This window comes from Bradyrhizobium liaoningense (assembly GCF_018130785.1).
Classification (GTDB): domain Bacteria; phylum Pseudomonadota; class Alphaproteobacteria; order Rhizobiales; family Xanthobacteraceae; genus Bradyrhizobium; species Bradyrhizobium liaoningense_A.
In genome coordinates, this window is record NZ_JAFCJT010000032.1 from 44,740 (window position 1) to 67,478 (window position 22,739).

Here is a 22,739-nt window from a genome sequence, read left to right on the forward strand (position 1 = left end):
GTCCTATTTCTGCTTCTCTTCCTCCCAGAAGGCCGTACCGCCTTCCGCCTTCATCAATTCGAGAATCTTCTCGCGCGGGATCACGCCGCAACGATTGGCCCATTGCTGATACTGCTCCGTCATCTCGCGGACGCGGTCCTGATGCTGCGTGGCCAGATCGTTCATCTCGGTGCGATCCGTCTCCATGTCGTAGAGCTCCCACGGGCCGGGATACTTCCGCACCAGCTTCCACTTGCCGACGCGCACGGCCGCATTGCCCTCGTGCTCCCAGAACAGCGGGCCACGGTTGCCATAAGCCGACGCGAATGACGGCACAAGGCTCTCCCCCTCGCAGGGCAGGATGGCGTTGCCGTTGTACTCCTTGGGATAGGTGGCGCCGGTGACGTCGAGGATGGTCGCCATCACGTCGGTGAGCTGGCTCGGATTGTGCCGCAGGCCGCCCTTCTCGGAGATGCCGCGCGGCCAGTGCACGATGAACGGTGTCGCGATGCCGCCTTCGTGGATCCAGTGCTTGTAGAGCCGGAACGGCGTGTTGGAGAGGTTGGCCCAGGCGGTGCCATAGCTCTGATAGGTATCCTCGGCGCCGGGCATCAGGGTCGGATCGTTGCCGAAGCGCACTGGCCGGCCGTCGCGGGTCTTGGCCTGCGCGATCATGAGCTGGTCCACCAGCTCCTTTGCCGTGACGCCTTCCGGAATGTCCTCGGCGCAGGCGCCGTTGTCGGACAGGAAGATGATCAGCGTATTGTCCATCTGACCGGTCTCTTCCAGCGCCTTCAGGATCCGGCCGATGCCCTGGTCCATGCGGTCGATCTGGGCTGCATAGACCTCCATACAGCGCAGCGTCCATTCGCGCTGTTCTGCGTCGGTCCACGGCGGCTGGGTCGGATCGCGATCGGTCAGGCGCCAGTTCGGATGGATGATGCCGTCGTCGACGAGCCGCTTGAGGCGCTCCTCGCGCAGCTTGTCCCAGCCCGCATCGAAGCGGCCCTTGTATTTGGCGATATCCTCGTCATGGGCATGAAGCGGCCAGTGCGGCGCCGTGTAGGCGACATACTGGAAGAACGGCGCGTTGGGCTTTTCCGCCTTGTGCTGGTGGATGAAGGCAGCCGCTTGGTCGCTGATCGCGTCCGTATAGAAGAACGAGGGATCCTTGACGGCTTCGTGCTCGATATTGTCGTTACCGCGGGTGAGCGTGTTCGGATGATAGAAGCTGCCGGCGCCGATGATGGTGCCGTAGAAATGGTCGAAGCCGCGCTGCATCGGCCACGCGTCGGTTGGCGAGGTCAGGCTGCTAGCGATATGCCATTTGCCGCTGAGATAGGACGTGTAGTTCTTGCTCTTGAGCGCCTCGGCGATCGTCACGCAGCTCTTGTTCAGATTGCCGGCATAACCCTCCGGCCCATTGCTGTAGGTCAAAATGCCGATGCCGGTCTGGTGCGGATGCAGGCCGGTCAGGAGCGAGGCGCGCGAGGGGCTGCAGCGCGCGGTGTTGTAGAACTGCGAATAGCGTAAGCCATTGGCCGCGAGACGATCGAGGTTCGGCGTCTGAATCTCGCCGCCGTAACAGCCGATGTCCGAAAAGCCCATGTCGTCGTTGAGGATGAGCAGGATGTTTGGGCTGTCGGGGGTCTTTGCGCCATTCGGCATGTTTGTGTCCTCGTTATTGACGTGTGGCGATGTTAGTGGCGGCGCGTCAGGCTGATGCTGAGGCGGAAATATTTCGGCAGATAGATGGCGCGCAGCAGCTCCAGCGCCCGTCCGTCCTTGCCGAAGGTGACGCGCTCGATGGAGAGCAGTGGCGAGCCGATCTTCACGCCCAGCAGCTTGGCGCTGTTGGCGTCGGCGAGATCGGCGCTGATGGTCTGCTGCGCGTCCTTAATGGCGAGGCCGAGCTCGTCCTCGAAGACGCGATACATCAGGATCGAGATCAGGTCGCGCTTCTCGAGTTCGAGGCCGATATCCGGTGGATAGAAGGCGTGCTCGATGGCGATCGGCGTGTCGTCGGCGAGTCGCAGGCGCCGGAGCTGCCAGACCGCGCGCTCGCGCAGTTGCTCGCGCACCGCAGCGTCGTGCCGGTTGGTCATGCCCTGCTGCAGGATCTTTGCGCCGGCCTGGTAGCCGGCGTCGCGGATCGTTTCCGAAAACCCCATGAGATGGCCGACCCAGTTTTCAGGCTGGTTCGAGCGCAGGAAGGTGCCGCGGCCGCGTGAACGGTCGAACATGCCTTCGTTCACCAGGGGCGCGATGGCGTTGCGGATGGTGATGCGGCTGACGCCGAAATGACGGCCGAGCTCGGCTTCGGTCATCAGGCGGCCGGTCCCGTCGATCAGCTTGCCAACGCGTACCTGGCTGCGAATGGATTCGCGGATCTGGATGTGCAGGGGCGTCGAGCCCTCGGTAACCACATCACTGCCGAGCGGCGCCGGCTTCTTCTTGCGCGTTTGAACAGCCATGGTGTCAGAGCCGCATGCGTGTCGCTGGGTCGAACAAATGAACGTCTTGCGGGCGGGCGGTGATCGAGATCGTGTCGCCTTCGCCGGGAATGTTGCCGTCGGCAACGCGCATGCGAATCATGGTTCCGGCGCAGTCAAGATCGAGCACGGCGGTATCGCCGAGGTCTTCGATCAGGTCGACGCGCGCACCAAGTCCGCCCTCCGACATGCGCAGGGCGCCGGGGCGCAGCCCGACCACCACATCGCGCTCACCGGCGGTCGTGATCGTCGTCTTCAGACGATGGCCGGCGATGATCACGTCGCCGTCCGCGTAGCGGGCGGGAACGAGGTTCATCGGGGGATTACCGATGAAGCCCGCGATATCGATCGAATTCGGACGCGCGAACACCTCCGCTGGCGTGCCGACCTGCTGGATCTCGCCGGACATGAACACAGCCATGCGGTCCGCCAGCGTCATCGCCTCTTCCTGGTCATGGGTGACGTAGACCGCGGTGACGCCCAGCGAGCGCTGCAGCTTCTTCAGCTCGGCGCGGGTCTCCAGCCGGAGCTTCGCGTCGAGGTTCGACAGCGGCTCGTCGAGCAGGAACAGGCGCGCCTTGCGCACGATGGCCCGGGCCAGCGCGCAGCGCTGCTGCTGGCCGCCCGAAAGCTGGCCCGGCTTGCGGTCGAGAAGATGATCGATCTTCACCTTTCGCGCGGCGTCCTTCACGGCCGGCGCGATCTCGGACTTCGGCAGCTTGGCCATCTCCAGCGGGAAGGCGATATTCTCGGCCACCGTCATATGCGGATAGAGCGCGTAGCTCTGGAAAACCATGGCGATATCGCGGTCGCGCGCGTCGGTCGAGGTCACGTCCTTGTCGTCGATGAGAACGCGGCCGGCGGTCGGCGCATCCAAGCCCGCGAGAATGCGCAGCGTCGTGCTCTTGCCCGAGCCGGAGGGACCGAGCAGGGCAAAGAACTCACCCGGCTTGATGTCGAAATTCACGCCCTTGAGCGCGGCGAACTCGCCGTGCATCTTGACGATGTTGCGAAAACTGACCTGACCCTGGCCGCTCATCGGCGCCCTCCGCCCTTGACTGCACCGACCGTCAGGCCCTTTACGATATGCTTCTGCGCGACCACGCCGAGCACGACGACAGGCAGCATGGCGAGGACCGAGACCGCCGCGAGCTTGGCCCACAGCGTCTGCTCGACGGAGACGAAATTGAACATGGCGACCGTGACCGGCCGCACCGTGTTGCCGCTGAGCACGACGGCGAACAGGAATTCGTTCCACGCATTGAGGAACACGAACACGACGGTCACGGCGATGCCGCCGCGGACCTGCGGAATGATGATGCGCCACAGCGTTTTCAGCCGGCTCGCGCCGTCGAGATAGGCGGCTTCCTCCATCTCGAAGGGAATGTCCTCGAAATAGGAGACCAAGAGCCAGATCGCGAAGGGCAGTGAGAACGACAGATAGATCAGAATGATGCCCTGATAGGTGTCGATCCAGCCGATGTTCCGCAGCACCAGGAAGTAGGGGATGATGATGCCGACCGGCGGCAGCATCTGCGTTGCCAAGACGTAGAAGCCGGCGAATTTCTTGCCGCGAAAGCGCAAGCGCGCCAGGGCGTAAGCCGCCGGCACCGCCATGAGCATGGTGACGATCGTGGTGCCGACCGAGATGATGACGCTGGAGAGCAGGTTCGGCAGTATCGATCCCGAGCCGAACAGCACGTCGCGATAGGCTTCCCACGTCGGCGCGAACACCAGCTTGGGCGGATAGGCCAGCACGTCGGAATCGGTCTTGAGCGAGTTCAGCACGCTCCAGATGATCGGGAATGCCCAGGCCAGCAGGAAGACCATGGAGATCGCGAGCAGGGCGATGACGCGAAGGCGCTTTGCGGTCATTTTGCCCTCCGCATCGCGAACAGGATACCGGAAATGATGATAGTCACGATCAGCAGCGCGACCGCGAGCGCCGAGCCGTAGCCGATCGACAGTTCGGTGAAGGATTTCCGGTAGGCATAGAGATTGAGGATCTCGGTCGCGGTGCCGGGGCCGCCGGCCGTGACGGTGAAGATCGCCGCGAACGCGGTCAGCGCCACCATGGTCCGCATGATGATGACCATCACGATCGCCGGCCGTAGCAAGGGCAGGGTGATGCGGCGGAAGCGCTGCCAGGCCGAGGCGCGGTCGAGCCGCGCGGCTTCGTAGATGTCCTCGGGCAGGGAGGCCAGCGAGGCCAGCAGCACCATGAACGCGAACGGCGTCCATTGCCAGGTATGGATCGCGATGACCGAGACCATCGCGAGCGTGGGATCGCCGAGCCAGTTCTTGCTGCCGAGCCCCGCATTGATCGCGAGGAAGTCGACGATGCCGAATTCCGGCGCCAGCATGAAGGTGCGCCAGATCATGCCGACCACGGCCGGCGACAGCACGACGGGCAGGATGGCGATCACCCGGAACCAGCCCTGGCCGCGCTTCATGTCCATGACGAGCAAGGCGAGCGCCAGTCCGATGATGACCTGGAGTGCGACAGTCGAGCCGGTATAGACGAGGCTCACCAGCAGCGAGGTCCAGAAGCGCTCGTCGGAGAGCAACACCTGGTAGTTCTCGAACCCGACGAAGCCGTTGGTGAACGGCATCGCCAGATCCATCCGGAACGCGCTGGTATAGACCAGGAAGAGCAGCGGAAACGTCGTCGTGGCGAGCAGGGCGAGAAACGCCGGTGCGAGCAGGGCTGCTGCAAACCGGTGCTCGCGCTGCGCCAATATGCGGCCGAAATCGCTGCGAGGCGCCTCGCTCGCAATGTCGGCCGATGTCACCGCTGTCGTTGCCATGGCTCAGCCGCGCATCATCGGCTCGATGCGGCGCTGCGCATCGTCCAGTGCGGCCTTGATCGTGGCCTGGCCGGAGAGGGCCGACTGAATTGCGGTCGCCATGGTATCGCCGATCGCCGGCCATTGCGGCACGCGCGGACGCCAGTCGACATCGGTGTCGTCCTGGAGTGCGCCCATCGTGGCCTCGACGAAGTTCTCGCCAAAGCCGTTCATCAGCTTGATGTAGTCAGGATCCTTCCAGACCGAGGTGCGGTTGACGCCGGAGCGCTTGGTCGGGCCCGCGAAACGATGCGCGGTGCGCGCCTGGGTCTCGGCGCTCGCGGCCCACTGAATGAACAGCCATGTCGCTTTCCGCTTCTTCTCCGGAAGTGCGGAATTGATCGGAAAGCCCCAGTTCCAGATCGACGTGGTGCGTTTGCCCGAGGGGCCCTTGGGCCAGCGCGCATAGGCGACCTTGCCGATCACCTTGGACTTCTCGGGATTGTTGACGACCGAGGCCGACGAATGCGCGTCGATGTAGCTTGCGACGGTGCCTTGCGAGAAGGCGTCGGCGATATCGGGCCAGTTCCAGTTCGCGGCCGCCGTCGGCGCGTACTTCTTCATGATATCGACGTACCAGGCGAGCGCCGCCTCGGCCTCGGGGCCGTTGACGGTGAGTTTGCCACCCTTCATCCAGTCGCCGCCGAACTCGCGGAAGATCGACGGATAGATGTACATGTTCTGGCCGGCGCCGGCGACGCCGCGGAGCGCTGCGCCCCAGACGCGGTCATTCGGCGTGTTCAGCGCCGCGGCGTTCGACATGTAGGCTTCGAGCGTGTCGGCCGGCTTCAGCCCCTTCGCGTCGTAGAGGTCCTTGCGATAGACCTGAATGGTGACTTCGCCATCATAGGGCATGCCGTAGAGCTTGCCGTTGATGCCGTTGGCACTGCGCCAGGCCGGAATGATGTCGTCGAGCTTGAACCAGGCCTGATCCGTCAGCGCCTTGTCATTGAGGTAGGTGTCGAGCGGTTCAACCCATTTGTTTGCCGCGTAGAGCGCATAATACATGGGGTCGGCGGCGTGGGTTGCGTAGGTGCCGGTCTTCGAGGTCAGGTCGATGACGCTCTTCTGCCGGATCTGCGCCGGCGGTATCTTTTCAAAGCGGACATCGATGCCGGTCAGCGACTTGAACTGCGGAGCGAGAGCGATCAGGTTTTCGAAATAGCTCGCCGGGATCACTGCGACTGTGATGGTCTCGCCGGAGACCTGCTGCCAGTCGATCTGCGCGGATTTGTACGGCGCGAGGTCGGCGTCCTGTGCCGATGCGTGCCGCAGGATGCCAGGCCCAAACGTCGCCAGAGCCGCAGCCGCGGTTCCGGTTTTGAGTAGCGTTCGTCGCGTCGGCTTGAATGACGTCATGCTGTCCTCCCGAGAGTTCGGATTTTTTGCTTCCGATTAGTTAGGACATTTGCCTAAATGTTATAACAAGTCAATCGCCGTTAGGTTCGATTGATGCGCGGTCACTTGCGGCGCCCGCGACACTTGGAGCCCGTCGAGCTAGATGCGGTAGAGGCGCATATCGAAATCTATCCGTCGCAGTGTGGACGAGATCTGAAACAGCTAGTCGGAGCAGGGTAGGCCGTTGAATGGCGCTGATACCGCGATGATCCGGCACGAACTGCGAGAGTTCTGGGGGCTTGCGCGCTGTTGTCGACGCTGAGCGGACCCTGGTCCACGCGAGCATCGCCTGTCGCGCGGATGCGGTCGCGATACTTCGCCGCGGTGGCCGCAAGCGCTGCCGGCAACGGACCGTCCGTGAAGAGATGACCATCGAGGTGGCCACCTCGCACGGTCGCGTTGCGACCGAACTTCGGCGGAGAAGAAGCGTGCGGCCGCTTCTCCGACAATGTCCCGATCGAGTGGACGTATCGTGCCGCCGGCTATCGATATCTCCACGCCGCGTGGACGACCAGCCAAACTGCGCTTGCAATGTTTAGTAAATCGTGCATTACTAAACAAATCGAGCCTGCCGGGCCTATAGAATCCGGGTGGCGCGAGGAAACGTCAGTTTAGTTATTCAGCTCGTCACGGACTGTGTCGCTCTGCTCGAAGCATTCGAGCGGGTAGGAAAGCCGCGCCATGTCGATGGCCGGCCCACTCGGAGGGAACGTGCAATGAAACGGACAATGAAGACGCTTGTTGTGGCATGCGGGGCTGTTGCCGTTGCGTTCGGCGTCGCGGCGGGGACCACGCCCGCGCGGGCGCAAGGCAAAACCATCACGCTGTGTTGGGCCGCATGGGATCCGGCCAACGCGTTGGTCGAATTGTCGAAGGACTTCACCGCCAAGTCGGGCATTGGTATGAAGTTCGAATTCGTGCCGTGGACCAATTACGCCGATCGCTTCCTGAACGAACTCAATTCCCACGGGTCGCTGTGCGACCTCATCATCGGCGATTCACAATGGATCGGCGGCGCCGCGGAGAACGGCCAGTACGTCAAGCTCAATGATTTCTTCAAGAAGGAAGGAATCAGCATGGACGACTACATGCCGGCGACGGTGGTCGGCTATTCCGAGTGGCCCAAGAACACGCCGAACTATTGGGCGCTGCCGGCGATGGGCGATGCGGTGGGCTGGACCTATCGCAAGGACTGGTTCGCGCGGCCGGACGTGCAGAAGGACTTCAAGGCCAAATACGCCCGCGATCTCGCTGTGCCGAAGACGCTCGATGAGCTCAAAGACATCGCGCAGTTTTTCCAGGGCCGCGAGATCGACGGCAAGAAGGTCTATGGCGCCTCGATCTACACCGAGCGAGGCTCGGAAGGCATCACCATGGGCGTCTCGAACTACCTCTACGACTACGGCTTCAAATACGACGATCCGAAGAAGCCCTATGCGATGGACGGGTTCGTGAACTCGCCCAGTGCCGTGAAGGGGCTCGAGGCCTACAAGGAGCTCTACAAGTGCTGCACGCCGCCCGGCGCCTCCAATTCCTATATGTCGGAGGGGCTTGATGCCTTCAAGTCCGGCCAGGTCGCGCTGCAGATGAACTTCTTCGCCTTTTTCCCGGGTCTCTACAAGGACCCGAATGTCGGCGGCGACAAGATCGGCTTCTTCGTCAATCCGGCCGGTCCTGCCACGCAGGCGACGCAGCTCGGCGGACAGGGCATCTCGGTGGTCTCCTACTCGAAGAACCAGGCTGAGGCGCTGCAATACATCAAGTGGTTTTCCGGCGGCGACGTCCAGAAGAAGTGGTGGGCGCTCGGCGGCTATTCCTGCGCCAAGTCCGTGCTGAACGATCCGAGCTTCCCGAGCAGCGCGCCCTTCGCCAAGGAGTTCCTGCAGTCGATGGGCATGGTCGTCGACTTCTGGGCCGAGCCTTCCTACGCCCAGCTGCTGCAGGCCGAGCAGAAGCGCGTGCATGACTATGTGGTGGCCGACAAGGGCACCGCGAAGGAAGCGCTCGACGGTCTGGTGAAGGACTGGAAGGCGATCTTCAAGGAAGACGGCAAGAAGTTCTGAGGCGAGCTGCCCGGAGCACGCGCGAACGCGCTCCGGGCTTCCTTCGAGATGACCGGATCTGTCGCATCGTCGACGACCCCGGTGCCAGGATCGGTCGATGCAATGAATGAATTGAGTGCCTCTTCGCGGATCACCTATCGGGCCGTCATGGTCCGGCCAGGCGTGGCACGTCGTATCAGGGGACTGTCGGATAAGACGCTCGCCTGGCTCTTCATCACGCCGACGATCGTGCTGCTGCTGGCGATCAATATCTTCCCTCTGCTCTGGACGATCTATCTGTCGTTCACGAACTACCGCGCCAACCGGGCCAACGTGCCGACGATCTGGTTGGGGGCTGACTGGTATCAGTCGATCCTGACCGATCCCGACATCTGGGCGGCGATGCAAGTGACGGCGCATTTCGTGATCTGGACGGTGGTGATCGAGGCCGTCCTCGGATTTGGCCTTGCCTATCTCATCGACAAGAAGTTCCGCGGGCATGGCCTATGGACCACGATCATCCTGCTCCCGATGATGCTGTCGCCCGCCGTCGTCGGCAATTTCTGGACGTTTCTCTACCAGCCGCAGATCGGATTGTTCAATTACGTCGTCGCCTTCTTTACCGGTCGCGCGGCCTCGTCATTCCAGATGCTGGGCGATGTCACGCTGAGCCCATGGGCCATCGTCATCGTCGATGCCTGGATGTGGACGCCCTATGTGATGCTGATTTGTCTGGCCGGCCTGCGTTCGATCCCGGACTACATCTATGAGGCGGCGGAGGTCGATCGCGCGTCGAAATGGCGGCAGTTCTGGTCGATCACGCTGCCGATGTCGTTGCCTTTCATCATGCTGGCGGTGCTCTTCCGTGGCATCGAGAATTTCAAGATGTTCGATATGGTCAATCTGCTCACCGGAGGTGGACCGGGATCGACCACGGAAGTCGCCTCTATCACGCTCAAGCGAGCGGCGTTCGAGAGCTGGCGCACCGGCTATTCCTCGGCCTTCGCGATCATCCTGTTCGTGACGGTCTTCGGTCTCGCCAACATCTATGTGAAGGCGCTGAACAAGGTGAAAAGCCGATGACCTCAGTCACCACAGCCCATTCCGTCGTCGAGCCCTCGGCCACGACGCGGCGGTTCGCCGGCTCGCTCGTCGTGCTCTACGCCGTCATCACCATGATCCCGCTGGTCTGGATCATGCTCACCGCGTTCAAGTCGCCTGACGATGCGATCTCCTATCCGCCCAAGGTGATGTTCAAGCCGTCGCTCGAAGGCTTCTGCAACCTCTTCACGACCCGCTCGCGCCAGACGCCGGAGTTCATTCGCTCGCTGGGACCTCCGCAGGGGCTTTGCGACAGCATCGCGCGCGAACGCAACATGGTGGTCGCCGGTCCATCGAACTATGTGCCGCGCTTCGTCAATTCGCTGATCATTGCGTTCGGCTCGACTGTGCTCGCCGTCGCGCTTGGCACCCTGTCGGCCTACGGCTTCTCCCGATTCCGCGTGCCTCTGAAGGACGACCTGCTGTTCTTCATCCTCTCGACCAGGATGATGCCGCCGATTGCGGTCGCGATCCCGATCTATTTGATGTACCGCACCATCGGATTGTCGGACACAAGGCTCGGAATGATCCTGCTCTACACCTCGGTCAACGTCTCGCTCGCGGTGTGGCTGCTCAAGGGTTTCATCGACGAAATCCCGCGCGAGTACGAAGAGGCGGCGATGATCGACGGCTATACGCGCTTTCAGGCCTTCGTGAAGGTGGTGCTGCCGCAGGCCACTACGGGAATCGCGGCGACCGCGATCTTTTGCCTGATCTTCGCCTGGAACGAATATGCTTTCGCCGTGCTTTTAACCTCGGGCAACGCGCAGACGGCGCCGCCTTTCATTCCGATCATCATCGGCGAGGGCGGGCAGGACTGGCCCGCGGTGGCCGCCGGCACGACGCTGTTCCTGGTGCCGATCGTGGTGTTCACGGTGCTGTTGCGCAAGCATCTGCTGCGCGGGATCACCTTTGGAGCCGTCCGCAAATGAGTGTCGATGCCACCCCATCCATCGCGCGTCGCGGTTTAGCAGACCGCATTCTGCGCCGCGGTCCGCTCGAAGCCGCGGCGACGACGATTATTGCCGCCGGCGTCGTGATGCTGATGCAGCCATTCTCTTTGACACTGTATTCCTGGTCGTTTGCCATGACCCTGTTCGGCACGGTGATGTTCACCATCGTGTCGAAGGTTCGGGAGTAGGACGCTATGGCACAGATCAAGGTCGAGGCGCTCGACAAGTCCTTCGGCACGTTTCATGCGGTCAAGTCTGCCAGCTTCACAGTAGAGGACGGTCAGTTTCTTTGCCTGCTCGGACCGTCCGGCTGCGGCAAGACGACGACGCTCCGCATGATCGCCGGCCTGGAGCTGCCGACGGCCGGCACCATCCGGCTCGACGGCGAGGACGTGACGATGAATCGCGCATCGGCGCGCGACATCGCCTTCGTGTTCCAGCTCTTCGCGCTCTATCCACACATGAATGTCCGACGCAACATCGGCTTTCCCCTGAAATGCGAGGGCATAAGTGCGGCCGAACGCGACCGGCGGGTCGTCGAGGCTGCGCGTATCCTGCGGATATCGCATCTCCTCGATCGATCGGTGTCGGGCCTCGCCGGCGGCGACCGGCAACGCGTCGCGCTGGGGCGGGCGATCGTGCGCAAACCGAAATGCTTCCTGATGGACGAGCCGCTCGGCGCGCTCGATACCGAGATGCGGGAAGCCATGATTCATGAGCTACGGGCCCTGCATGACCGCTTGGGCGCGACGACTGTCTATGTCACGCATGACCAGCTCGAGGCCATGGCGATGGCCGACAGGATCGCGGTGATGAACAATGGCGTCGTCGAGCAGGTCGCGAGCCCGCGCGACATCTATGACCGGCCAGCCTCGCTGTTCGTCGCCGATTTCATCGGCTCGCCGCCCATGAACTTCTTGCCGTTCCGTGGCGAGTTGCAGACCGGTGCTGAGGCGATCCGGCTCGGCGAGCGTGATGTCGCAATTCCTGCGGCGCGCGAGGCGCTGGCGGAAAGCGAGCTCGTGCTCGGAGTGCGGCCCGAGCATGTGCGCTTCACCGATCGCGGCATGGTCCGCGGTGAAGTCTATGGCACGGAGTATCTGGGCACGACGCAGGTCGTAACCGTGAAGACACACTACGGCGCACTCAAGGCCCGCTCATCCAGCAGCAAATCCTTTCAGACTGGTGAAACTGTCGGGCTCGACTTCCGGCCCGATACGCTGTCGATCTTCGACAAGGCGTCGGGCCGGGCCATCCGCACCGCGCTGCATGAGCGAGGTGCGCATGGCTGAGGTCGAGATCAACGCCGTCTCCAAGGCATTCGGCAAGACGCAAGCCGTGAGCGATCTGTCGCTGACAATCGGCGACGGCGAATTCGTCGCATTGCTCGGGCCGACGGGTGCCGGCAAGACCACGGCCCTGCGTTTGATCGCCGGATTGGAGCGGCCAGATAGCGGTTCGATCCGGATCGATGGGCGCGATGTGACCGGCGATGCACCGGCGGACCGCGATGTCGCCTTTGTCTTCCAGCAATATTCGCTGTATCCGCACCTGACCGTGTTCGAGAACATGGCCTTCGCGTTGCGTGCGCCGACCCGCCGCTTGCCCGAAGCCGATATCCGCGCGAAGGTGCAGGAGGTGGCGCGTCTTCTTCATATCGAGACCAAGCTGGACAACAAGGCGACGCATCTGTCGGGCGGGCAGATGCAGCGCGTCGCGATCGGCCGCGCCCTGGTCCGCTCACCCTCGATCTATCTGATGGACGAGCCGCTCTCCTCGCTGGATGCCAAGCTGCGCGGCGAACTGCGCCTCGAACTTAAGCGGATCCAGGTCGATCTCGGCGCGACGATCCTCTATGTCACCCACGATCAGACGGAGGCGATGACCATGGCTTCGCGCATCGGCGTGATCGAGGCCGGGCGACTGATGCAGATCGGTTCGCCGCGAGAGATCTACGAGAACCCGATCAACGCTCATGTCGCGGCGCGGCTGGGGCAGCCGACGATCAACCTGCTGCCCGCGGCTCTCTTCGCCGGCATGCCAGCCGGCGCCGAGACAATCGGCGCGCGGACCGAGCACCTGACGATCGCGCGGGGCGGCGGGGACGTATCGGCAACCGTCAAACGGGTCGAACACCTCGGCGACCAGAGCCATCTCCATCTTGACCTCGGCGGCCGATCGGTTGTGACCCTGGCGGACCCCGAGGCTGGCTTGGGGGCCGGGGACGTGGTGTCGCTCCGTCTGAACAAGCCGCTGTTTTTCGATGCGAAGGGCGGGAGGGTCGCGGCATGAGCCTCGATCGAGTAGCCAGGGAAAGACTGGTGCGAGCGCTGGCGGGGTCAGTGATCGAACACGCGGACGAGCTGACGAGCCTCGACCAGGCGATTGGCGATGGGGACCACGGGCTGAACATGAAGCGCGGTTTCGAGGCTGTGCTCGCGACATTGCCGGGCCTTGCCGACAAGTCGCTCCCGGAAATGCTGAAGGCGATCGGAATGACGTTGGTGATGAAGGTCGGCGGTGCTTCGGGGCCTCTGGTCGGGACTTTCTTCATGGAACTGGGTAAGGCACTTCCGGAGCGGCCGAGCCGGGCCGATCTCGTCGCGGCCACGGAGAAGGCGATCGATGCCGTCAAGGCGCGCGGCCGTTCCGAAGCGGGGCAGAAGACGCTGCTGGATGTCCTGGTGCCGGTGCACGGCGTTCTGGCGGGAGGTGGCGACGCCAAGGCGATCGCGACCGAGGCGGCGCAGGCGGCCGATCGCACCACGCCCATGCTGGCGATCCGCGGCCGCGCGTCCTTTCTTGGCGAACGTTCTATCGGTCATATGGACCCCGGCTCGCGCTCGGCGTCGCTTCTGATCGGTGCAGCAGTTGAGACACTGGAGTTCGAGGTCAATACATGAGCAGTTTACGTCCCGGCAATGTCGGAATTGTCATCGTGTCACATTCGCCGAAGATAGCGGAAGGTGCGGCCGATATGGTGCGCCAGATGGTCGGAGAGGCAGTGCCGCTGGCCTGGACCGGTGGCGATGTCGATGGCGGGCTCGGTACGAACGTCGCAGGGATACTCGAAGCGATCGAGACGGCCTGGTCGCCGGCAGGCGTCGCGATCCTCGTCGATCTCGGTGGTGCCGAGACCAATTCGGAGATGGCGGTGGAGATGCTTCCTGAAGATCGGCGCGCGCGCGTCCTCGTCTGTAATGCCCCGGTGGTCGAGGGGGCTGTGATCGCTGCGACCGAGTCTTCGGGCGGCTCTTCGCTTGCCGCCGTCAAGCGCAGTGCGGAGGAATTCTATGCATGATGCCAACGCCAACCGGGCGGCTCAGACGTTTGCGCCGTTGACCGCCTCCGCGGTCCTTGTCAATCCGGTCGGCCTGCACGCGCGGCCATCGGTGAAGCTCACGCAATGCGCGAAAGGCTTTACCGCGAAGATCGAAATTGCGCTTGCTGCCGACGGACCCTGGACGGATGCCAAGAGCCCCGTGAAGGTGATGCGTGTGAAGGCGCCGCAGGGTGCAACGCTGCATTTCCGTATCGCCGGTCCTGACGGCGAGGCGGCGCTCGCGGCCATGCTGGCGCTAGTGCATGACGGTTTCGGCGAGGCGTAGAATCGTGGGCGAGATTCACCTCACCGGCCATCCCGCCTCGCCAGGTCTCGCCATCGGCCCGGTCGCCGTGCTGACGAGTGCAGTGGCGAGCAGAGCGATGAGGGGCGATCCAGCTCAGGAGGCAACAGCGCTGAAGGCGGCGATCGAGGGGGCAGCAGTGGAGCTCGCCGAACTGATCGCGACGGTTCATGGCGAAGCCGCGGAGATCCTGGAGTTCCAGGTCGCGATGCTGGGCGATGATGCGCTTGCGGAGGGTGCTTACGAAGCTGTTGCGGCTGGTACGGCGGCCGACGAGGCCTGGCGCGCGGCACTCGACGAAGAGATTGCAGGCTATCGCGCGGCGGATGAGGAATATTTCCGGGCTCGTGCCGCGGATCTGGTCGACATTCGTGACCGCGTGCTCGCGGGTCTGAATGGTGCTGATGCGATCGCAAAAATCTCCGGCGATTCCGTCGTCATGGGTGATGAAATTTCGCCGTCGACATTCCTCGCCGTTGACTGGACCCGTGGCGGAGCCATCGCGCTCGCTGCGGGATCGCCGTCGTCGCATGTCGCGATGCTTGCGCGATCGCGCGGCGCCCCCATGGTGGTTGGATTGGGTCCATTGCCATGGAACGGACAGCCGCCGTCATTGGCGCTGGTCGACGGTGACACCGGCACCGTGATCATTGATCCCAAACCCGAGACGCGCCGCCTGTTCGAGCACCGTATGGCGGCGGCGAATGCCGCGCGGATCGCTGCCGACGCCGGCCGCCTCAAACCGGCGCTGACGGCAGATGGCCGGCGTATTGCCGTCCTTCTCAACGTTGCCGCGCCCGAAGACCTCGCGGGCCTCGATCCCGCAATCTGCGACGGGATTGGCCTCGTGCGGACGGAGTTTCTGTTCGAGGGGTCGAGGGGACTTCCGGGCGAAGATGCGCAATATGCCGTCTATCGGCGCATTCTCGAGTGGGCCGCCGGGCGGCCGGTGACGATCCGCACCCTCGATGCCGGCGGCGACAAGCCAATCGCCGGCTTGACGATCGATGGCGAGCGCAATCCATTCCTAGGCTTGCGCGGGATCAGGCTCTCGCTTGCGCGACCGGAGGTGTTCCGCGTGCAGTTGCGGGCGCTGTGCCGCGCGGCCGTCCATGGGACGTTGAAAGTGATGCTGCCGATGATCGCGATCCCTGCGGAGCTCGACCGCGCCAACGCCATGCTGGATGCGGAGTTTGCGGCCCTCAAGGCAGATGGGATCGCCTGCGCGCGACCGCCGCTCGGCATCATGGTCGAGGTCCCGGCGGCAGCGCTATGCGCGGAGGATTTTGGCGCGGCGTTCTATTCGATCGGATCGAATGACCTGACCCAATACACGATGGCTGCGGCGCGCGACATCGGCGCTGTCGCCGACCTCAACGATGCCGGCCATCCGGCGGTGCTGGCGCTGATCGCGCGAACGGTCGAGGCCGGTCGCAAGCGCGGCGTCGAGGTCTCGCTCTGCGGCGATGCGGCTGCCGATACGCGCTTGACGAATGCGCTGCTGGCGAGAGGCTTGACAGCCCTCTCGGTCTCACCGATTGCGGTGGCACGGCTCAAGGCCACCATCGCCGGGGTGACCGTATGAGCGACGATGCAGGCGAAGACACAAGCCGTCCGGGCGACAGCAACGTCGCGGATTACAAGCTCATCCTGCGGCGGGCTCTCGACAACCGGCCGTCCGGGACGCGGTTGAAGCTCGCGGCCGCGCTCGGCAAGAACCGTTCCTTCGTCAGCCAGATCACCAATCCGGCGTATCTGGTGCCGATCCCGGCAAAGCACGTCTCGATTATCTTCGAGGTCTGCCATCTCTCCGGTACCGAGCGTGCGGCTTTCCTCGAAGCCTACGGGCGCGCACATCCGGGGCGGCTACGCGGAGCCCACCGCGAGGCGCGCACCCGTGTCGTTACAGTGACGGTGCCTGATCTCGGTGACGACAAGAAGAATCGCGCGCTCGAGCAGCTCATCGTCGACTTTGCTGCTCAGCTCGCGCGCTACGCCGAAAGCATCGGCTGACGAATTCGGACTGCAGAAAAGATAACCGGGAGGACGTCATGAAGAAGCTGATCAACAGTGCCGATACGGTGCTCGAAGAGAGCCTCGACGGGCTGGCGGCCGTGCATGCCGATATCCTGCTTCTTGGTGCCGAGCGGAAGTTCGTGCGCCGCCGCACCCTGAAGCCGGGCAAGGTCGCGCTCATCTCTGGTGGCGGCTCCGGCCATGAGCCGCTCCATGCCGGCTTTGTCGGCCACGGCATGCTCGATGCCGCATGTCCGGGCCAGGTGTTCACGTCACCGACGCCGGACCAGATGATCGAGGCGGCGGAGGCCGTCGATACCGGGGCAGGCGTACTTTTCATCGTCAAGAATTACGAAGGCGATGTGATGAATTTCACCATGGCCGCCGAGATGGCCGGGCGCGAAGTCGCGAGCGTGGTAACCAACGACGACGTCGCAGTCGAGAAATCGACTTACACCACAGGCCGTCGCGGCGTGGCGGGGACGTTGATCGTGGAAAAGATGGTCGGCGCTGCGGCTGAAAAGGGCATGCCGCTCGCCGCGCTCAAGACGCTTGGCGATGACGTCAATCGGCGCACCCGCTCGATGGGCGTGGCGCTGCTGCCGTGCACCGTCCCGGCAGCAGGACGGCCGAATTTCACCCTGGCTGACAACGAAATGGAAATGGGCGTCGGCATTCATGGCGAGCCGGGTCGCCGCAGGGTGCCGCTAGCCCCTGCCGACGCGATTGCGGCCGAGATGCTCAACGCGATCCTTGGGGATATTGCGCCGAGCAAAGGCAGCGAAGTCCTGCTCCTCATCAACGGGTTTGGCGCAACGCCGTTGATCGAGCTCTATCTGATGGCCAACAGCGCAAAACGCATTCTGGACGGGGCAGGAATCACGGCCACGCGTTTCCTGACCGGCTCGTATGTGACGTCGCTCGATATGGCCGGTGCCTCTATCACTGTTTCCGTGCTCGACAGCCAGTCGAAGGAATTGTGGGATGCTCAGGTGCATACCGCGGCGCTACGCTGGGGTATCTGATGGACGGAAACGCAAGATCAATCATGCACGATGATAGAATAATCCCGTGGCTCGCTATGCGGCCGTCGGCGAAGTAGTTTGCTCCGAAGACACTGTTGTTGGGGCATGGCGGATCACGGCGAGCGCGCCAGCCGCGAAAGGGCTGCGCAAGTAGCGATCGCCTTGTGCCCGGCCGAGTGAGATCGTCAACCGGGTCGGGATGGACGACTGCGGACGAACATTGGCAACGTCTCGACCCTCGACGATGCCGTCGCTGCCTTAAATCCGACCGGACGACGCAAGGGGAATACGATGATCCGCGTTCGTCCCTGAGTGACGCATGCCCATTGATGCACGAGGCGGCCGGCGTTATGGCGATCGGCTGCACAGGGCCAATAACGGAAATTCCGCTGTCCTATTAAGGAGGTGGCGCGAGGAGTAAGCTCCGATCGAGCTCAACCAATTCAGCAATACACCTCCCTGCGCTTGGTCTTTGTCGTACCTTTGCATGGGGCAGGTCACGCGGCCCCGCGTGCATTCTGGAGAGGAGAGTTAGATGAGCACTCACTCGATAAGAATATTGTTTGCGACAGGCTTGCTAAGTGCAGCCCTCACAAGCAGTGCAATTGGTCAGCAAGACCAGCAGCTCGGTAAGGTGACATTCCCCACCTCCTGCGTTCCCGCCGTACAAGCCGAGTTCAACCGCGGCGTCGCCATGCTGCATTCATATTGGTTCCTGATCGCCCGCCGGAAATTTGAAGCGATACTGCAACAAGATCCCGGCTGCGCCATGGCATATTGGGGCGTGGCAATGGACCTCCTTGGCAACACGCTTGCAACCACGCCGACAAATGCGGAGTCCCAGGCCGCCTGGGACGCACTGGAAAAGGCGCGGGCGGTCGGGGCGAAGACTCCACGCGAGCGGGACTGGATCGAGGCGCTGAGCGCTTATTTCCGCGACTACAACCAGGCTCCCGTTGATACCCGTCTGACGGCTTACAATGCTGCGATGGAGAGGATGGTGCAAACCTATCCTGATGACTACGAGGCCAAGACCTACTACGCGCTCACACTACAAGCTTCAGCGAAGAAAAACGACCTCTCATACGCTAACCAGCTGAAATCCGCGGCACTTCTGGAAAGCTTGTTCGAAGAGAATCCGCAACATCCGGGTGTGACGCATTACCTCATTCACGCCTACGATTTTGCTCCGCTTGCCGAGAAGGGCATTGCGTCAGCCCGTCGCTACGCCGGCATCGCTCCGGCGGTGCCGCATGCGCGGCACATGCCGTCTCACATCTATTCGATGGTCGGGCTCTGGGAGGAATCCATCGCCTCAAACGCCTTAGCGCTTGAGATTCAGCCCGACTACTATCACGCATCGGACTTCACGGTGTATGCGCATCTGCAGCTCGCGCAAGACGCCAAAGCCGACGCGATGATCAAGAAGTCCCTGGCCACCGCCGATCGCGGCGACCGACCGATCAACTTCGTCAATTTCACTGCCAAGGCCGCCATGCCGGCGCGCTATGTCTTGGAGCGTGCGGACTGGACCGGTGCTGCCGCCCTGGCGATGACGCCGACCAAGTATCCCATGGCGGATTCGTTGATCCGCTTCACGCGCGGTCTCGGCATGGCGCGTGTCGGCGATGTCGCCGGCGCCAATAAAGAGATCGAGGAGATGAAAGTATTGCGCACGACGCTGCAGGGTGCTGACCAATCCTACTGGGCCGAACGCACCGAAGAGCAAATGCTTGCCGTTTCCGCGTGGGTCGCGCTGAAGGAAGGCGACCACGATCGGGCCCTCAAGTTAATGCGGGCAGCCGCCGACAGCGAAGACAGGAGTCTCAAACACGTGGCCATGGAGAACCGCCTCTTTCCGTTGCGCGAACTGTTGGCGGAACTGCTCCTGGAGGTAGGACAGCCCACAGCCGCACTGAACGAGTATGGGACGGCACTCAAGCAAACTCCCAATCGATTCCGCGCGTTCTGGGGCGCCGCGCGAGCTGCCGACCGCTCCGGCGACCGTCAGAAGTCAACCGAGTATTATAGCAAGCTGATAGAGCTCGCCAGGAACGCCGATACGGAGCGGCAGGAAATCCGTGAAGCCAAAGCACAACTGCGGAATGACACCGTGGGGACTTCACGACAATGATGCTTCGGCTGTCCGATCCATGCCCAAGAGCGCCGTCAATGTAGGAATGACAACGCTGATCCCGATAATCGCTGCGGCGACGGTGCTCGGTGGGCTTGTCGCTTATTTCGCCGTCCAGGCGAATGACCGGACGGAATGGAGGATCATGCTGCCGTTCAGCGGGTCCAGCGGCAAAGGGACGACCGCAGTCACGCCCGAAGCCTGGCCGATCTGCACCACCATGGTACCGGTGGCGGCGGATGCTGAGTGGGTGGAGCTCGATCCCGATTTCAGGGCGGGCAAGAGGGCGCTTGGCGCTGCGGACTGGAATGGTGCCATTGTATCGTTCATGCGCGCCGCCCTGCGTGACCCGCTCAATGCCGATATCGAGAACTACGTTGGTTATTCCTATCGACGCTTGCGCCAACTCGGGCCGGCTATTGGACACTATCAGCAGGCGCTAATGCTAAATCCGCGTCACCGCAGCGCGCACGAGCATCTTGGCGAGGCTTCTCTGGTGCTCGGCGAGCCCGCCAAAGCTGAGCAACACCTGGCTGCATTGGAAAATCTCTGCCTCCTCCTTCCTTGCCAGGAATATGACGATCTCAAGCGCGCCATCGCGGCATACAGAAAGGCAGCTCCACATTGAGGGCAGATCGGCCGCTTCGGAATTTCGCCGCACGTCACATGTCGGCTTCGGGTCAAAATGCATCGGGGACCGGAATGGGCGCAAAGCCGACCTAAGGTGAACCAGCCGTGAAGGCGTCCATCCGTGGCAGCCCTTCGGCCGCGCACCCGGGCTGAGGTCCTTCGGCTCTGGGCCAATAGCCAATAGGCGACATGCGGCTGTCGTCCGGTGGCCGGGGTCAACTCAAAGCGCTGAGACCAATTCCACCAAGGTCTGACGTAGCCACGCATGAGATGGATCGTGATCGTAGGAAGCGTGCCAGAGCAGTGAAACAGCTACGTCCTGCAAATCTACCGGGGGCTGGCTCAGGCTAAGTTTGAGTTCTGTGGCGAACAATCGAGCCAACCGCGCATGCATTGTTACCACGACAGGTGCGCGTGCCACCAAGGTAGGGACTGTGAGGAAGCGAGGCGTAGTCAGGACAACCGTCCGCCGCAATCCTAGCTTCTCAAGAGCATCGTCTACCACGCCGCGCACACTCCGGCCTGGCCGCAGGCTCGTGAGAACATGAGGTAACCGCACATAATCTTCGAGCGAGATTTGCGCATCGTTGATGCCTGTTATCTCTGCGTTGAACATGCACAGATAACACTCGTTGAACAGCAGGCGCCGCTTGTGGTGGATCTGGCCCCCAGGAAAGACGTCATAGCCAATAGCGAGGTCAAGTTCGTCGGCATCGAGATCTTCCAGAAGTCTCGACGAGTCGATGTTGTAGAGCCGCAGATGGATGCCAGGCGCAACCTCGCGCAAGTGTGCGAGAAGCGCGGGAAGGACCAGGATCTCCATGCTGTCTGGGAGCCCGAACCTGAAGGTCCGCTCTGCCGTCGCTGGATCGAACGCTTCGTCGCGTGAGATAATCGTTTGAATCTGAGATAGCGCAGTCCGCACCGGCTCGACCAGCACCACTGCGCGAGGTGTGAGGCGCAATCCATCTGGCGCTCGCGTTAGAAGTTCGTCGCCGAACAGGTCACGCAAGCGCGCGAGGTTATGGCTCATCGCCGACTGACCAATGCCTACGCAGCTCGCAGCCCGCGTAACGCTACGTTCGCGAAGCAAGGCATCGAGGTGAACCAGCAGATTTAGGTCGATTTGGTGCAGATTGACGGCATCGATACCCATCATCGATCCAATTTGTTTGATCAATGATCATAGGCCGACCATCTTACGCGGCAAGGGAACGGAGGGCGTGGGGCCCACCGCCTAATCAGAGGAGATCAGTATGTTAGTCCGTAGCAGCCTTTTAGCCGCCGCATTGGCCCTAGCCACTCTTGGAACTGCCTATGCAGATAATCTTCGGCCAATCCAGGCAAAAAGCATCGACCTCGCCGAGGTTTCCGGCGTCGCTTACTATACCGTTGAGCGCGATGGGTTCCATGTCGTGACTACCCTTGCTCAGGGGGAAAGCGGAACGCCAATCCGTGTCGTTTCTGTTCTTTCGCCGGGCCAACGCGTTGTTCTCTCAACGTCCCGGACGCCCCGCGCGCTTGAAATCAGTCGGGCGGGCAACGAAGTGCTGGTCCGCACGGCGACACCAATCACGAATTAAGGTTCGAGTCCCAGCGGCGCGGTGATTTTCGGAGCCGCGCCAGCTTCGCAAGCGCACGGTGGCCGCGAACAAGCGGTCGAAAGTCCTCGTCGACGGTAAGGGTGTATACAGATCGCGGTTAGTTGCGTCCAATGTTGGAGCTGGAGATCCTGGCACGCCATCGCTCTTCAAAAGAATCATAGCCCTCTTTCAGGGCCAACGCTTGTGCATCCAAGGGATTGCCGGACTTGCCAACTATGACAATGCCCGTGGTTTCTCCGTGAGAGGCGAGTTCGGGAGGCCGCCCTGCAGGCCATTCCAGCAATGCTTTCGATAGTTTTGGCTTACCTGCGTACCAGCATTTCCTTCCGTCGATGAGACGATAGGACCACCATTGCCCTTGCGGATTTGGTGGCATCGCGGCGCTGCATTGTTGCTTAGCATCCACGCTAGTCATTTCGAGCGACGAGAGCGCAGCAATGCCAACGGTTATGGCAAACGATCGAAGCGGTTTGCTCATGGGCGCGCTCAATTGCCGTGTTGCTGCAATCGACTGACAGCAACGATCAAGGCAGGTCGTTCGAGAACTTCCACCAATTTTTCAAGGATACGCGCATTATCCTTTGGCCAAGGCTGCAGATATTCTTCTAGTATGAGTTGCGCGTCGCTAATTGCTTCCAGGGCTAATTGCTGATCAGTCATCACTGCTTACTCATCAATTAGTTGCGCTGAGGAAGCCAGCGAAGGGACAGATCAAGTCAGCTTTGAGGAATATCCCCGCTCTTGTTTTCACTTTTTGTTTCAAGTTCTCGGCCTCCTACCGTGCGTTGCGGTGTTGTCTCGGTCAATGTGGGCAAATGATCCCCCGAAGGGCGACGCGGGCGAAGGCGTCGCGGCGACCAAGTTACCCACCGCTCGATCTTCTCCACTCCGTG

General features: G+C 62.2%; 24 protein-coding genes and 1 pseudogene. 16 read left to right on the forward strand and 9 right to left on the reverse strand.

Translation table 11 applies throughout. The features are described 5' to 3' along the window. Positions 1-3: 3 nt before the first annotated feature. The 6 genes from JQ627_RS35285 to JQ627_RS35310 are packed head-to-tail and all read right to left on the reverse strand — an operon-like array spanning position 4 to position 6,676. A complete protein-coding gene (locus JQ627_RS35285) occupies positions 4-1,647 on the reverse strand; it encodes an arylsulfatase (protein ID WP_212488946.1) in 1,644 nt (547 codons plus the stop codon). A 32-nt stretch (positions 1,648-1,679) separates the two neighbouring features. Next, positions 1,680-2,453, reverse strand: coding sequence for a GntR family transcriptional regulator (locus JQ627_RS35290; protein ID WP_212488947.1), 774 nt, complete (start codon positions 2,451-2,453; stop codon positions 1,680-1,682). A gap of 4 nt (positions 2,454-2,457) precedes the next feature. Then, positions 2,458-3,510, reverse strand: a complete 1,053-nt coding sequence (locus JQ627_RS35295; RefSeq protein ID WP_212488948.1) for an ABC transporter ATP-binding protein — start codon at positions 3,508-3,510, stop codon at positions 2,458-2,460. Further along, positions 3,507-4,346 (reverse strand): carbohydrate ABC transporter permease, encoded by an 840-nt coding sequence (locus JQ627_RS35300; RefSeq protein WP_212488949.1) that lies wholly within the window; start codon positions 4,344-4,346, stop codon positions 3,507-3,509. Before JQ627_RS35300 ends, JQ627_RS35295 begins: the two co-directional genes overlap by 4 nt. After that, a complete protein-coding gene (locus JQ627_RS35305; RefSeq protein ID WP_212488950.1) occupies positions 4,343-5,278 on the reverse strand; it encodes a carbohydrate ABC transporter permease in 936 nt (311 codons plus the stop codon). Before JQ627_RS35305 ends, JQ627_RS35300 begins: the two co-directional genes overlap by 4 nt. Positions 5,279-5,281: 3 nt before the next feature. Beyond that, positions 5,282-6,676 carry a sugar ABC transporter substrate-binding protein gene (locus tag JQ627_RS35310; protein WP_212488951.1) on the reverse strand — a complete coding sequence of 465 codons (1,395 nt, stop codon included), beginning with the start codon at positions 6,674-6,676 and terminating at the stop codon, positions 5,282-5,284. A gap of 755 nt (positions 6,677-7,431) precedes the next feature. Here JQ627_RS35310 and JQ627_RS35315 point away from each other — a divergent pair. The 15 genes and pseudogenes from JQ627_RS35315 to JQ627_RS35380 all read left to right on the forward strand — a co-directional run bounded on the left by JQ627_RS35315 (position 7,432) and on the right by JQ627_RS35380 (position 20,240). Next, positions 7,432-8,778, forward strand: coding sequence for an extracellular solute-binding protein (locus JQ627_RS35315; protein WP_212488952.1), 1,347 nt, complete (start codon positions 7,432-7,434; stop codon positions 8,776-8,778). Between the two features lie 102 nt (positions 8,779-8,880). Next, positions 8,881-9,840, forward strand: a complete 960-nt coding sequence (locus tag JQ627_RS35320; RefSeq protein WP_212488953.1) for a carbohydrate ABC transporter permease — start codon at positions 8,881-8,883, stop codon at positions 9,838-9,840. Further along, positions 9,837-10,790 carry a carbohydrate ABC transporter permease gene (locus JQ627_RS35325; RefSeq protein ID WP_212488954.1) on the forward strand — a complete coding sequence of 318 codons (954 nt, stop codon included), beginning with the start codon at positions 9,837-9,839 and terminating at the stop codon, positions 10,788-10,790. Before JQ627_RS35320 ends, JQ627_RS35325 begins: the two co-directional genes overlap by 4 nt. After that, positions 10,787-10,999, forward strand: a complete 213-nt coding sequence (locus JQ627_RS35330) for a hypothetical protein (RefSeq protein WP_212488955.1) — start codon at positions 10,787-10,789, stop codon at positions 10,997-10,999. The genes JQ627_RS35325 and JQ627_RS35330 overlap by 4 nt, the downstream gene beginning before the upstream one ends. Before the next feature lie 6 nt (positions 11,000-11,005). After that, a complete protein-coding gene (locus JQ627_RS35335; RefSeq protein WP_212488956.1) occupies positions 11,006-12,103 on the forward strand; it encodes an ABC transporter ATP-binding protein in 1,098 nt (365 codons plus the stop codon). Further along, positions 12,096-13,103 (forward strand): ABC transporter ATP-binding protein, encoded by a 1,008-nt coding sequence (locus tag JQ627_RS35340; protein ID WP_212488957.1) that lies wholly within the window; start codon positions 12,096-12,098, stop codon positions 13,101-13,103. The genes JQ627_RS35335 and JQ627_RS35340 overlap by 8 nt, the downstream gene beginning before the upstream one ends. After that, entirely contained in the window at positions 13,100-13,714 is a 615-nt protein-coding gene (gene dhaL / locus JQ627_RS35345) for a dihydroxyacetone kinase subunit DhaL (protein ID WP_212488958.1), read from the forward strand. Before JQ627_RS35340 ends, dhaL begins: the two co-directional genes overlap by 4 nt. Next, complete coding sequence (gene dhaM, locus JQ627_RS35350) at positions 13,711-14,112, forward strand: dihydroxyacetone kinase phosphoryl donor subunit DhaM (RefSeq protein ID WP_212488959.1); 402 nt, start codon at positions 13,711-13,713, stop codon at positions 14,110-14,112. Before dhaL ends, dhaM begins: the two co-directional genes overlap by 4 nt. Continuing rightward, entirely contained in the window at positions 14,105-14,419 is a 315-nt protein-coding gene (locus JQ627_RS35355) for an HPr family phosphocarrier protein (RefSeq protein ID WP_212488960.1), read from the forward strand. Before dhaM ends, JQ627_RS35355 begins: the two co-directional genes overlap by 8 nt. 4 nt (positions 14,420-14,423) lie before the next feature. Next, entirely contained in the window at positions 14,424-16,022 is a 1,599-nt protein-coding gene (gene ptsP, locus JQ627_RS35360; RefSeq protein WP_409363838.1) for a phosphoenolpyruvate--protein phosphotransferase, read from the forward strand. Continuing rightward, positions 16,019-16,450, forward strand: coding sequence for a hypothetical protein (locus JQ627_RS35365; protein WP_212488962.1), 432 nt, complete (start codon positions 16,019-16,021; stop codon positions 16,448-16,450). Before ptsP ends, JQ627_RS35365 begins: the two co-directional genes overlap by 4 nt. 38 nt (positions 16,451-16,488) lie before the next feature. Continuing rightward, positions 16,489-17,478 (forward strand): dihydroxyacetone kinase subunit DhaK, encoded by a 990-nt coding sequence (gene dhaK, locus JQ627_RS35370; RefSeq protein ID WP_212488963.1) that lies wholly within the window; start codon positions 16,489-16,491, stop codon positions 17,476-17,478. Positions 17,479-17,673: 195 nt separating this feature from the next. Further along, positions 17,674-17,790 (forward strand): annotated as a pseudogene (locus JQ627_RS39430) (NADP-dependent oxidoreductase); the annotation flags it as partial. Positions 17,791-18,013: 223 nt separating this feature from the next. Then, complete coding sequence (locus JQ627_RS35375) at positions 18,014-19,612, forward strand: hypothetical protein (RefSeq protein ID WP_212488964.1); 1,599 nt, start codon at positions 18,014-18,016, stop codon at positions 19,610-19,612. Between the two features lie 46 nt (positions 19,613-19,658). Beyond that, on the forward strand, positions 19,659-20,240 hold the full coding sequence (locus tag JQ627_RS35380) for a tetratricopeptide repeat protein (RefSeq protein ID WP_212488965.1): 582 nt from the start codon (positions 19,659-19,661) through the stop codon (positions 20,238-20,240). 222 nt (positions 20,241-20,462) lie between these two features. On the opposite strand, the gene JQ627_RS35385 is transcribed toward JQ627_RS35380, so the two are convergent. Next, positions 20,463-21,398 (reverse strand): LysR family transcriptional regulator, encoded by a 936-nt coding sequence (locus JQ627_RS35385; protein ID WP_212488977.1) that lies wholly within the window; start codon positions 21,396-21,398, stop codon positions 20,463-20,465. Positions 21,399-21,498: 100 nt separating this feature from the next. Between JQ627_RS35385 and JQ627_RS35390 the strand changes: the two genes are divergently transcribed. After that, on the forward strand, positions 21,499-21,825 hold the full coding sequence (locus JQ627_RS35390; protein WP_212488966.1) for a hypothetical protein: 327 nt from the start codon (positions 21,499-21,501) through the stop codon (positions 21,823-21,825). A 118-nt stretch (positions 21,826-21,943) separates the two neighbouring features. Here JQ627_RS35390 and JQ627_RS35395 read toward each other — a convergent pair whose 3' ends face one another. Continuing rightward, positions 21,944-22,324 carry a hypothetical protein gene (locus JQ627_RS35395; protein WP_249143663.1) on the reverse strand — a complete coding sequence of 127 codons (381 nt, stop codon included), beginning with the start codon at positions 22,322-22,324 and terminating at the stop codon, positions 21,944-21,946. Between the two features lie 8 nt (positions 22,325-22,332). Continuing rightward, positions 22,333-22,506, reverse strand: a complete 174-nt coding sequence (locus JQ627_RS35400; RefSeq protein ID WP_212488967.1) for a hypothetical protein — start codon at positions 22,504-22,506, stop codon at positions 22,333-22,335. Between the last annotated feature and the right edge of the window lie 233 nt (positions 22,507-22,739).